This is a genomic window from Helicobacter cinaedi CCUG 18818 = ATCC BAA-847 (genome assembly GCF_000155475.1).
In the GTDB taxonomy this organism is placed as follows: Bacteria; Campylobacterota; Campylobacteria; order Campylobacterales; family Helicobacteraceae; genus Helicobacter_C; species Helicobacter_C cinaedi.
This window is the reverse complement of the sequence record NZ_DS990391.1, coordinates 766,273-778,834: the sequence shown is the minus strand read 5'-3', so window position 1 is coordinate 778,834 and position 12,562 is coordinate 766,273. Positions and strand designations below refer to the sequence as shown.

Below are 12,562 nucleotides of genomic sequence, written 5' to 3'. Positions count from 1 at the left end.
TTTTAGCCCTTTAGCTCATTTAATTTATCTAGCTTGTGGAGTGCGGTTTCATAATCCTGCATTGTGTTAATGTTTAAACCCTCTTCTTCGCTGATAGGGACAATCTCGTGCAGATGAGATTTAACAATGCGATGCAAGGCATAGCTTTTAGACTTATACGCCCATAGAAGAGAATCTAAAGTGGAGCGTTGCCATTTTGAAACCAAATAATGTGCTTTAAACTCACTTTGCGCATACACAATCGGGCTATCCTTTGAATCTAGGGCTAAAAGTGTCTCTTGTGAGATAAAAGGTGTATCCACACTTAGAAAAATAATCTCTTTAGAATCTAAAAGCTCAAAGGCATTTATCATTCCTACAAGCGGAGCATAAATGGAGCTTTTTTCTATTAAAAACTCCGCGTGAAAATTAAACTTATCCCTTTGCTTTGCACTCACATAGAGATTTTCACACATATTTTCAAAACGCATTACAAGCCATTGACTAAGCGGATAGCCACCAAAATGAATCTGTGTTTTATCCTGTCCCAAACGAGAGCTTTTCCCACCAGCGAGAATCACACAAGGTGTTGTAATCTTTTGCATAAAAAACCTTTAGCCTTTATAGTGTATTGTAACTTGTTTTGTATAATCCCCCATTGTAACAATAAAGTAGCAATAAATTTATAATCCTTAGGACATATATGCTTATAGATTCATTTCAACGCACAATTGATTATATGCGTGTATCAGTTACCAAGCAGTGTAACTTCCGCTGTCAATATTGTATGCCAGATACGCCTGAAGATTTTATTGATAAAACCGCCCTGCCACTGCCTAAAATGCTAATTTTTATTAAACTTGCCATTGATAATGGGATTAAAAAAATCCGCATTACCGGTGGAGAGCCACTTTTAAGGGCGGATTTATGCGATTTTATAGGTAGCGTTTATGCTTACGCCCCACATATTGAACTCACCCTTACAACCAATGCCTTTTTACTTGAAAAATACGCCCAAAGCCTAAAAGATTCAGGACTAAAACGCATAAATGTTTCACTAGATTCATTAAAAGATGAGCGGATTAAGCGTATATCCAAACGCGATGCCCTGCCCCAAATCCTGCGTGGAATCCATAAAGCGCACAAGCTCAAATTTGGCATTAAGCTCAATATGGTGCCACTGCAAGGGCTAAATGAAGATGAAATCCTAGATATGCTAGAGTTTGCTAAGACTCATCATTTTGGGGTGCGATTTATTGAATTTATGGAAAATATCCACGCAAAAGACAAACTCAAAGGGCTAAGGGCGAATGAAATTCTAGCCCATATCAATACAAAGTATAAAACTACACTACTCAAAAAAGACTGCTTTGGTCCGGCAAAGCTCTATGCGATTAATGATGAAACATCATATAGCTTTGGGATTATCTCGCCACACGAAGATGACTTCTGCCAAAGCTGTAATAGAATCCGCCTAACAAGCGATGGTGTGATTTGCCCTTGCTTGTATTACCAAGAAAGCGTAAGCTTAAGAGAAGCGATTTTAAATGAAGATATAAAAGCAATGCAAAGCCTACTAGAAAAAGCCATAAAAAATAAGCCCGAGAAAAACCAATGGGAGCAGAATATGAATCCTAATTTGCTTTCAACCCGTGCATTTTACTACACCGGCGGATAGAAACAAAGGAGCAAAAGCAAAATAAGATTCTAAATAAAAGCACATTAGAATGTGTTCTCAATGTTTTGCTTATTTTTATAAATCACAAGCATAAGGATTTACAATGGATATTTTACAAAAAGCCCTAGAATATAATGAATCTTCTCTTAGCCCACAAGAGCTAAGCAAACTCTATGAGTATGATATTTTTACCCTTGGTAAAGTCGCTAATAAGCTGCGGACAAAACGCTATGGGAAAAAGGTGTTTTTTAATAACAACCGCCATATTAATCCCAGCAATATCTGTGCTGATGTGTGTAAATTCTGTGCGTTTTCAGCAAGTCGCAAGAATCCAAACCCTTATGCAATGAGTATTGATGAGATTCTAACCCAAGCTCACAAAGCCTATGAAAATGGTGCAAAAGAGCTTCATATCGTATCCGCTCATAATCCAAACTACACTTATGAGTGGTATTTTGAACTTTTTAGGGAGATTAAAAAGGCATTGCCACAGGTGCATTTAAAAGCCCTAACGGCGGCGGAAGTGGATTATATAGATAGAATCTCAAACAAGGGCTATAAAAAAGTGTTAGAAGATATGGTGGAAGCAGGAGTTGATTCTATGCCCGGAGGTGGGGCGGAAATCTTTGATGAGAGTGTGCGAAGCTATATTTGTAAGGGCAAGGTAAGCTCTAAGCGATGGCTTGAAATCCACGCTTATTGGCACGGCTTAGGCAAAATGAGTAATGCCACTATGCTTTTTGGACATATAGAAAAAAGGGAGCATAGAATAGATCATATGCTGCGTTTGCGGGAGATTCAAAGTGAAGATTCTAAGGTGGCAAGTAAAAATGGCGGATTTAATGCCTTTATCCCGCTGTTATACCAAAAAGAAAATAACTTCCTTAATATCAAGGACTTCCCAAGCGGACAGGAGATTCTAAAAACTATTGCTATTGCTAGAATCTTATTACATAATATCCCGCATATCAAGGCGTATTGGGCGACTTTGGGGCTGAATATGGCGATTGTCGCACAGGAATTTGGTGCTAATGATATGGACGGCACAATACAACTAGAATCTATACAATCCGCCGCAGGAGCAAAAAGCAAAGGCGGATTAAGCAAAGATGAGCTTATCTCGCAGATTAAAGATGCGGGGTTTGTCGCCATAGAGCGAGATTCTATCTATAATGAATTAGCGGAGTATTAAGGGCTGTGGGAGATTCTAAGCACACGCATTCCACTTCTGACACTTCCACACACGCTAAGGAATCTAAGCGATGTTGTAGCCATTGTCAGTTGCCCTATGAAGAATCTCAGCTCTTTAAACGCATAGATGATAATGGGCAGGAGCTGTATTTTTGCTGTAATGGCTGTGAAAGCGTGTATTTGCTTTTAGAATCTTGTGAGCTTACAAGCTTTTATGATAAGCTAAATATGAGTATCACACCTCCAAATCTCACTCAACAAAGTGATGTAGCACATTTTGATACACAGGGCTTTTATGATAAATATATCCATTCCATTACTAAAGGCAATAAGCAGCTCTGCCAAGTGCATTTGATTCTAAGCGGGATTCATTGTGCGGCGTGTATTTGGCTGAATGAAAAGATTCTAAGTCAAACACAAGGCATATATGATGTGGCTATAAACTACACAAATAATAAAGCCACTATCACTTGGGATAATGCGATTTTGCCTTTAAGCAAGATTATCTGCCTTATCCGTTCCATTGGCTATGATGCGTATGTCTATGATAGTAGAATCCAAGAGAATGCGGATAAGGCACAGATGAAAGACTATTATATCCGCGTGATTGTTGCCCTTTTTTGCACGATGAATATTATGTGGGTGGCTATCGCACAATATAGCGGATACTTTCTAGGCATACAAGCAGATGCGAAGGATATTTTGAATCTTGCTTCATTTGTGCTTTGCACACCTACACTCTTTTATTCTGGCTGGATATTTTACCGCTCAAGCTACTATGGGCTGAAAAATGGCTTTATTGGAATGGACTTGCTTGTAAGTGTAGGCTCAAGCTTAACTTATCTCTACTCCATATATGCGGCTATTACACGCAGTGGCGAGACTTACTTTGAATCTGTGAGTATGATTATTACCTTTGTGCTAGTGGGGAAATTCCTAGAAGTGCGCGCAAGGAAAAATGCCGGCGATAGCCTTGATAGTCTGCAGAATCTTTTGCCTACAAGTGTGGAAGTAAGCAATGGCGAAACATACGAGCAAAGAAGCCTTGAGAGTGTAAAAGTGGGAGATAAGATTCTAGTGAGAGCGGGGGATAAAATCGCCATTGATGGAATCTTAGAGAGTGAATATGCCCTGTTTGATACCAAGGCAATTAGCGGGGAATCCCTGCCTTTAGAATCTAAAAAGGGTGAGGCGGTGCTTTCTGGCTATATTAACCTTCATCATCAAATCTTTTACACCGCTACAAAGGCATTTTCACAAAGCCTTATGAGTCATATTATTGAGCTTGTAAGCTCTTCTCTCTCTCATCGTCCGCAGATTCAAAATCTTGCTAATGCCCTTTCACAATATTTTTCACGCGTGATTTTAAGCCTAGCAGCCCTATGCTTTGTATTTTGGTATTTTCTAGCCGATGTTGGAGCGGAAAAATCGCTGATGATAGCCATATCTGTGATTATCATTGCTTGTCCTTGTGCGTTAGCTCTCGCTACCCCCATAGCGTCAGTCGTTGGAATTGGCGAGGCTTATAAGCATAATGTGCTATTTAAACAAGCCAAATTCCTTGAAAGCCTAGCAAAAGCGGATATGGTCGTTTTTGATAAGACAGGCACACTCACTATCGGCAAGCCAAAAGTGCAGCACTGCCACATACAAGGGGATTATGACAAGTTGCTTTTGCGTGAGTTTGTGCGTTCAAGCAAACACCCTGTGGCGTCAGGCATTGCGGAGTTTTTAGCAGATTCAGTTGATGGAGCGGGGATACAAAAAAATATGTGGAATCTTGAAAGCTTTCAGCAGTTTGACGCACAAGGCATTACCGCTAATAGTTTATCGCAGAGTGGGGAGGGTATTAAACTCGTGGGGGGGAATCTTGCCTTTTTAGAAAAACAAGGCTTTGTTATTCCACCTTTAAACATCTCTCAAGGTATGCTTTTTGCCTATGGGATAATAGACAATGGAGAAAAAAAATTATGCGAAGTTTTTGAGCTTTATGATGAGCTAAAACCCTATGCCAAAACACTCATAGAATCTCTGCATAAAAGTGGGATTGAGAGTGCATTGCTAAGTGGCGATAGGCAAGAGAGTGTGAATCTTATAAGCAATCAACTTCATATCCGCCAAGCTAAACACGCTTTATCCCCATTACAAAAGGCGGAGTGGATTAGCACCTATAAGCAAACACATAAAGATTCTGTGCTTGTGATGATAGGCGATGGCATTAATGACGCTCCAGCTCTAAACCAAAGCGACATAGCCATTTCTATGGGGGCGGGAAGCGATATTGCGATTTTAAGCAGTGATATTGTTATCCTTGATGACAAGCTTAGCACTTTGCATAACGCCTTTGCAATCGCACAAGGCACATACAAATCTATTAAGCAAAATATCGCTCTAAGCATAGGTTACAATGCCTTGAGTGTGCCTTTAGCCCTTGCTGGACTCGTTATACCACTTTTTGCCGCACTCTCAATGAGCCTTAGCTCCATCATTGTGGTGCTAAACTCATTAAGATTAAGAAATTTTAAAGCTTTTAAAGAAAACAAAAATGAGTAGAAACTGAAAAAGAAGTAAAAAAGTGTAATATTTTTATGCTTTTTTAGCTTATATTGCAAATTTTTAGCGTAACATAAGCTTGTTTTTAATCTTACATAGGGAGGCGTATGATGAAAAAGCATATCGTTTTTTTCGAAGCAGTAGGCGGTAGTGATAAGGGCAGAGATGGGCACAGAAAAGACACTGTGCCAATGATGGACTATCTCAAAAAGCTTGGTTGGAGTGCGGAAGTTGTGTTTTTCACAGATGAGATTTTAAAAGATTCTGCGAAAACAAATGAGATTTTTGAATATGTTAAAGGTGTGGCTGATGCGTATGTATCGCGTGTGAATCCGGGCAATTTGAAAGAAGAGAAGCTTTACTTTGATGTGTTGCGTAAGCTTTGTGATAGTGGCGTGATTGGTATGCCTCACCCTGATGCGATGATAGGCTATGGGGCAAAAGATGCTCTCACAAAACTTCGCAATACAGAGCTTGTACCAACAGATACTTTAGCCTACTATGATCCCGCTGAAGCAGAACGCATTGGTGTGAATTGGGTAGCAGGAGAAGAGCACGACTTTAAGGCAAACTTCCCAAAAACTCTAGCAAAAGGTGAGAGAGTGCTAAAGCAAAATCGCGGTAGCACAGGGGAGGGAATCTGGCGTGTGCAGCTAAAAGATCAAAGTCAATATGGTAAAGTTTCTTCTGTCCCACTTGATACCATTGTGCGATGCACAGAAGCGGTGGATAACCATGTAGAAGAGCATAAACTAGGCGATTTTATGAATTTCTGCGAGAAGTATTTGACAGGCGATAATGGTATGCTTGTGGATATGACTTTCTTGCCACGCATTAAAGAGGGTGAGATTAGAATCCTAATGCTGTATAAAGACCCAATTTATGTCGTACATAAAAAACCAGCTGAAGGGGCAGATGCGTTTTCAGCGACACTCTTTAGCGGGGCAAAATACCGCTATGATAAGCCAGAGCAATGGAATGAGTTAGTAAGCTACTTCTTATCTAACTTGCCAGAGATCAAAACAAAGCTTGGTAATTACGACTTGCCTTTGATTTGGACAGCAGACTTTATCCTTGATACCGATGAAAATGGTAAGGATAAGTATGTGCTAGGCGAGATTAACTGCTCTTGTGTGGGCTTTACTTCCCCTGTTGAGTTTTTGGATAAAACCGCTAGACGCGTAGCAAACACAATTATTAACATTGTGGAAGATGCGAAATCTTAACTCATTCTTTCAAGTCTTTATGCGAGATTCTCTTATCTCGCATACCCCATTTTAGACTATTCTTTAAGCGTTGGGCAAGATTCTAAAATCCCCTTAAAACTTCTTACTATTCACATCGTCTAAAATTTTTACTGCGACATTATCTAGTGCGGTGCTTATATCGCGTGAATGATTGGCAATTTTTACATTTTGTTGCGTGATGTATTCAAGCTGTGAAATGGTATCATTGATTTGATTGACACCTTGTGCTTGTTCTTTAATGGATTCTGCCATATCGTTGATACTCTGCACCAAAAGATTTGTATTTGCTTCAATTTCACCCAAACTTCTTTGTGTGCGTTCGGCAAGCTTTCTTACCTCATCAGCAACAACCGCAAATCCTCTGCCGTGCTCTCCTGCCCTTGCGGCTTCAATAGCGGCATTCAAAGCCAAAAGGTTTGTTTGATCGGCTATGTCGCGTATGATACCGATGACATTTTTGATATCTTCACTTTGGGCGATGACTTCGTTTGTGCGATCACTCACATTTTGCATAGATTGGGCAATCTCTTCTGTGAGAGTGGCAGTTTGTGCCAATGATGCACTTTGAGTGTTGGCACTCTCTGTAAGCTCAAGCACAGAAGATTCTAATTCTTTAGATTTTACTTCAAGTTCGTTGGCATAGTTTTTAGAGACTGAAAGCATACTCACCATAGAATCCCCTAAGCTATTTACGGCATTTTCAAGCCCTCTAGGGTTTTCTATCCTGTCAGTAAAGTCATTATTTTTATAAGCTTCAAACACTCTTGCGGTATTTTTGAGATTCTCGCCGACAAGATTTAAAAGCGTGTGCGACATTTGATTTATCGCATCTTTTAGCTCATTGATTTGCGGATTTAGGCTTGTATTTTCTATCACAGAGCCAAATCGCCCCTGCTTTGCCTCCTCTACGACACCTAGCACATCACGCACAAGGTTAGAATCTTTTTCTAGCCCATCTTGTGTGCGTTTGACATTCTCATCAATCGCCTTTACCATACGACCGATCTCATCTTTAGAATCTAGTGGGATAGAATCCATTGTTTTGCTCTCGTGGTTAAGATAAGCAAAAAAGGCAAAGACATTGTGCTGTAAGTTTAAGATTCCACGCAAATGGGTGCTGTAAAATAGCCACATTGATGGGAAAAAAATAAGCAAAAACGCCACCATTGAAATGGCGATATTGCTGCATATCGTTTGAGAGATATTACTCAAAATCCCCTGTGAAGTAGCGTGTGTGTGGGAATCTAGTGTGTCAATATACACGCCTGTGCCAATCCAAATATTTGCGGTGTTGGGGATAAGCTGTGCATAAGATACTTTTTGTACATCAACAAACTTTCCATCTGGCAGAGGCTTAGGGAAAACATAATAGACAAATTTACCCCTTTTGCTCTCATCTTTTGCACTCTCAAAAAGATCCCTTATGAAATAAGTGCCATTAATGTCCTTTGTATCCCATAGAGACTTGCCTATAATGTCTGTTTGATGTGGATATGCTAAAGCAACTCCTTCTTTATACACAAAATAATAGCTTGATTTATCATCTTCAAAATACATCTTGCTAATGGCTTTAGAAATGATTTGTATCTGCTCCTTTTCATCTAGCCCTTTTACAAGCTCACCAAGCGCACTCGCCATAGAATCTGTGCTAAGCTTGATTTTTGCTTCAATCTCTTGCTGTAACATTGCGATGATTTGTTCTTGTGTAGCTTTGGAGGACTTTTCTTCTCCTAGTATTGTCAGCACCAAAAATATGACAAATGCTATAAAAAAGCCGATAACAAGGCTTAGGAATTTTGATTTAAGTGAGAGATTCTTATAAAACTTCATAACCGCTCCTTTATTGCATTAATGTATGCTTTCACAAAGAGTAACACAAAATTTTACAAATCAGTATACAAAAAGACATAGTCTTGCCTATCGTTGCAGAATCTTTACAAATTGCTAGTGATAAAGTCAAACACACTTGGATCCAGATTCAATCTTTGCAAAAGGTTGAAAACTTAGAATTGATAACTCCATATAAATATCATATAAGTATGTTGCTCTACTTATTATGTAAATAGCTCACAAATCCTTGAAGCAATATACCCTTCAAAATCCTTTGGTACGCTAGATTCTTTGTTGTAATAATACAAATCCATCTCTATATCTAAGCCTTGAAAATCTAATTTTTTATTACAAAATAATTCTTTAAAGCCTTGCAATTTATCCCTTGCGTTTGCTTCAAAGCTTAAGCCCTTAGGATCTACAAAAATGATTCTATAATTCCCGCTTTGCTTATGCTTTAACCAAAAGATAAAATCGGGGTAAAATCTCCTTTGCTCTTGGCTTTGCGTGTCAAAATAGGGGATAAAAATAGAATCTAGCTTTTCTACAATCCTGCTAAAGCACCACTCATAATCTTTAAATGCGTTCTTAGAATCTTGTAAATATTTTTGTAAATCCTCTAAAAATTCTAGCTCACTTCTTTCGCTAATGGCATAGTTAATATGGATTGCAGAATCTTTATATGATTCTAAAACCATAGGGCTGTAATAGTGCTTTGCAAGCTCTGCTGTGATAACATAGCTATGTTTTTCTATGCTTTGTGCTGGTTTAGCTTGGATTTGCTCGGTGTATTCATCTAGTGAGATTTTGCCTTTTTCAAATTCTTTTTTAAGCGCATCCATGCTTTTAGCTTGTTTTATCTGTGCTAGTTCTTTAACCACTTTATTCATCTCTTTTATAATCATCTCACTAAGCCCATCACCACTTAGCATAAAATCTTTAAAATGCGTAATGCTATCTTCACAAGGCACAAACTTGTCTAATTCCTGCAAAGGTGCGTGGAAAAATCTATCCATACTGTGCAGGGCATTTTGTGGTTTAAGTTTTGGCATATTGCCCTTTATCTCTAAGCTTACACTTGCTTCATCACGCATTTTTTGCTGTATCTTTTGCAAAGTGCTAAAGCCCAAATCCGCTCTATTTATCCCACTTGATACAAGCAAAATATCTTCATCATAAGATTCTATATATTTGCTTAATCTCTCAAAGTCATAATGTGAAATCACAAAGGTTTCATTTTGTTTGTGAGAGTTTTTATAGCTTGGCACAAGCAGTGGTTCTAGCGTTTTATTTCTCTTAAAGCCAGCAAGCTTACTTTGGAATCTAAAGCCCTCAAGCCCCTTTAAAATCCACTCAATCGCTTCATTTTCTGTCGCCATAATAAACACACTCTCAACCCCCAAACTCCCATCACCTAAAGAATCCTTTGCGTTATACTCTAGCTTACCACTTGCTTTTAGTCGTTTGCGGACATCTTTAAAAGGCTCAATTCTTACCCCTCGTCCTATGGTTTGCAGGACATATTTTTTTGCATTTTTACTACCGATATTGATAAAGTTAATGAAATTCACGCGGTTACTATCCCACCCCTCGCTAAACACCTTGCTTCCCATCATAATTTGTATGGGTGATTCTTTGTGATTTAGCTCTTCAAAATACCCCTTTGCCATATCCTCCCCACTCTCAATGCCTAGCCCATCAAGATAGCTTTTCTCCCACTCTTTAATGCTACCGATATTTAAAAGCAAAAAGGGTTTTGTCGCATTTTTACTTTTAAAGGCAAGTTCTTTATTATTTCCCTTAATCTTACAGCACTCTAGACTTGAAGTCTCTTTAGCATAAAAGATTTGCTCTCTTAAGTCTTTAGAATCCACTTTTGCAAGTCTCTCTAAAAAGTCTTTATTCATCTCTTTTTCAGCAAAATATATATTGCTAGATTCTAGTTTTTTTGCTAAGTTTTTTGCAATCTCGCTTATATCTTTAGAATCTTGTAAGATTTTCATAATCGCTTCAAAATATAGCTTAATCCCCGCATCTTTGGTATTGACTTTATCAGCCACGGCGATGATTAAAGGATTATGATAATGCAGGTTTTCAAACTTTGCTTTTAAGCTTTTTAATTCCTGCTTTATCCCCACAAAAAGGATAAAGCTTTCCATTATCCGCTCTAACTTTTCATCGCTAGAATCCACTTTAGAATCTTTAAAGGCTTTGAGATTGCTATCTAGCACCACGATATTTTTCCCATAGCCATCATTATTAAACTTCTCTAAATTGTAGTTAAAAGCACAAGTAAAAAGCTCTATATCATTATCAAAAGTCGCAGAGAAATTAAAGATAAATCCGTGCGGATACTCCTGCCTCTCTCGCCCTTTTGCTAAGTCTCTTATATAGCTTTTTCTTATAGAATCTTTGCTATCGCCCTTATGTGCTTCATCAAGCAAGATATACCAGCCTTTTTCACGCATTAAATTATTATAATTTAGCCTTTTTGCCTTAGAATCTTTACCGACATTGTCTTTTATATCTAGCAAATCACTTCTACCAAGAAATACGACATTTTCAAAGTCCAGCAAACTTTGATTATCATACGCTTTTATCTCATTGCAAGTGATTTGTATCGGCTGATACGCATTAAAGCTTTGTATATGCGTTTTAAACTGATGTAAAATCTTATCATTTGGCACAAGTAGCATTATGGGCTTAGATTCTATCTCGCCATTTTTCATAAGTTTTTGCATAAGGCTTATAAGCTTTATCATCACAATACTTTTGCCACTGCCTGTCGCCATCCAAAAGCTTGCCATATTGCAAAACTCTTTTATATCCAAGCCTTTTTTAGAATCTAATTTTATAGCGTTGTATTTAAAAGCCTCTTTGTATTCATAGCATAGCTCTTTTGTATCATCTCTATACAGCTTTAAACTGCATAATGCCTTTTGCAATGCCGCTACTTGATACTCTTGCAGACTAATACTGCCATTAAAGCTTACTAAATCAAGGCTTTCAAAAAGATCGCTGAAAGATTGAATCTTTTTGTCTGTAATATCTTTTAAAATCAGTGATTGCTTTTTAGTCATTTTCCCACTCTCGTGTTAAGTGTTTTATAGGTAGATTCTAATATCTCTTCATCTTCTTGTTCTGCCTTTAGTAACGCTTCCTTTTTGCGTTGTGTAGCAAATATCTCATACTGCTTATAAGCGATTTGCTCCATTTGTGCGTTAGAGATACTGCCATTATCTTTTAAAATTTGCATTCCTTGAAAGATAAGCAAAGAATCCACATTTTGTCTCCAAAAGTCCATAGTCAAAGTTTGCTTATCTTTCACTCTAAGTTCTGCGGATTCTAAAAACACATTAACTAAACGATTTAAACTATCTAGCTCCTCTTTTTTTAGATAATTTTTCGCCACAATCACATCGCCCTTACGCACAACGCTACCTTTCCAGCTTGTAAGCCCCATATTCAGCTTTTTTGCATTTGCCCTCTCGCAAATCAGCTCCGCAGCAGTTCTATGCGTGATAGCGTATAAAAGCTTGTTTTGTGTCTGTGCGAAAAACATTTGCGTTGCTTTATCACTAGAATCATAATCTATACTCAAAGCAAAAAGCTCTCGCACTTTTTGATAAAACCTTTTTTCACTCGCCCTTATATCCCTAATCTGCTCTAACAGCTCATCAAAATAATCACTTCTGCCATTTGGATTTTTAAGTCTATCACTATCTATTAAAAAGCCCTTTTGCAAATAGGTTTTTAAATGTTCGTTTGCCCAGATTCTAAACTGCACTCCCCTTTTACTACGGACACGAAAGCCCACGGCTAAAATCATCTCTAAGGAATAAAATTTCACTTTGTATGATTTGCCATCACTAGCAGTTGTTCGGATTTCCCGAATAACTGAATTTGCCTGCAATTCCCCATCTTTTAGGATATTTGTGATATGTTCGCTTATACTAGATTTTGAGGTGTCAAAAAGTTTTGCCATAGAATCTTGGGCTAAAAACACACTCTCTCCAAGCTCATAGAGTTCTACTTTTATTTTTTTATCTTGTGTAGTGTAGAGAAGGATGTTTGGCATATTAGT

General features: G+C 38.1%; 8 protein-coding genes. 4 read left to right on the top strand and 4 right to left on the bottom strand.

Going from position 1 to position 12,562, the window contains the following annotated elements:
* Positions 1-2: 2 nt before the first annotated feature.
* Positions 3-584, bottom strand: a complete 582-nt coding sequence (gene mobA, locus HCCG_RS03975) for a molybdenum cofactor guanylyltransferase MobA (RefSeq protein ID WP_002956144.1) — start codon at positions 582-584, stop codon at positions 3-5.
* A gap of 98 nt (positions 585-682) precedes the next feature.
* Between mobA and moaA the strand changes: the two genes are divergently transcribed.
* The 4 genes from moaA to HCCG_RS03955 all read left to right on the top strand — a co-directional run bounded on the left by moaA (position 683) and on the right by HCCG_RS03955 (position 6,627).
* Positions 683-1,657 carry a GTP 3',8-cyclase MoaA gene (moaA, locus tag HCCG_RS03970; protein WP_002956143.1) on the top strand — a complete coding sequence of 325 codons (975 nt, stop codon included), beginning with the start codon at positions 683-685 and terminating at the stop codon, positions 1,655-1,657.
* Positions 1,658-1,760: 103 nt separating this feature from the next.
* Positions 1,761-2,849, top strand: a complete 1,089-nt coding sequence (mqnE, locus tag HCCG_RS03965) for an aminofutalosine synthase MqnE (protein ID WP_002956142.1) — start codon at positions 1,761-1,763, stop codon at positions 2,847-2,849.
* A 5-nt stretch (positions 2,850-2,854) separates the two neighbouring features.
* Positions 2,855-5,401 (top strand): heavy metal translocating P-type ATPase, encoded by a 2,547-nt coding sequence (locus tag HCCG_RS03960; protein ID WP_230197853.1) that lies wholly within the window; start codon positions 2,855-2,857, stop codon positions 5,399-5,401.
* Between the two features lie 110 nt (positions 5,402-5,511).
* Complete coding sequence (locus HCCG_RS03955; protein ID WP_002956140.1) at positions 5,512-6,627, top strand: Cj0069 family protein; 1,116 nt, start codon at positions 5,512-5,514, stop codon at positions 6,625-6,627.
* A 93-nt stretch (positions 6,628-6,720) separates the two neighbouring features.
* Here HCCG_RS03955 and HCCG_RS13100 read toward each other — a convergent pair whose 3' ends face one another.
* From HCCG_RS13100 to HCCG_RS03940, 3 genes are all read right to left on the bottom strand, one after another.
* Entirely contained in the window at positions 6,721-8,478 is a 1,758-nt protein-coding gene (locus HCCG_RS13100; protein WP_015453195.1) for a methyl-accepting chemotaxis protein, read from the bottom strand.
* A 224-nt stretch (positions 8,479-8,702) separates the two neighbouring features.
* Positions 8,703-11,558 (bottom strand): DEAD/DEAH box helicase family protein, encoded by a 2,856-nt coding sequence (locus tag HCCG_RS03945; RefSeq protein ID WP_002956138.1) that lies wholly within the window; start codon positions 11,556-11,558, stop codon positions 8,703-8,705.
* Positions 11,555-12,556: a virulence RhuM family protein gene (locus HCCG_RS03940; protein ID WP_002956136.1), complete on the bottom strand. Its 1,002-nt coding sequence runs from the start codon at positions 12,554-12,556 to the stop codon at positions 11,555-11,557. The genes HCCG_RS03945 and HCCG_RS03940 overlap by 4 nt, the downstream gene beginning before the upstream one ends.
* Positions 12,557-12,562 lie beyond the last annotated feature (6 nt).

Bases quoted from the DNA above. Each gene is read 5' to 3' on its own strand.
- HCCG_RS03945 (WP_002956138.1), bottom strand. From the start codon at position 11,558: ATGACTAAAAAGCAATCACTGATTTTAAAAGATATTACAGACAAAAAG.
- HCCG_RS03940 (WP_002956136.1), bottom strand. From the start codon at position 12,556: ATGCCAAACATCCTTCTCTACACTACACAAGATAAAAAAATAAAAGTA.
- HCCG_RS13100 (WP_015453195.1), bottom strand. From the start codon at position 8,478: ATGAAGTTTTATAAGAATCTCTCACTTAAATCAAAATTCCTAAGCCTT.
- mobA (WP_002956144.1), bottom strand. From the start codon at position 584: ATGCAAAAGATTACAACACCTTGTGTGATTCTCGCTGGTGGGAAAAGC.
- mqnE (WP_002956142.1), top strand. From the start codon at position 1,761: ATGGATATTTTACAAAAAGCCCTAGAATATAATGAATCTTCTCTTAGC.
- HCCG_RS03955 (WP_002956140.1), top strand. From the start codon at position 5,512: ATGAAAAAGCATATCGTTTTTTTCGAAGCAGTAGGCGGTAGTGATAAG.
- moaA (WP_002956143.1), top strand. From the start codon at position 683: ATGCTTATAGATTCATTTCAACGCACAATTGATTATATGCGTGTATCA.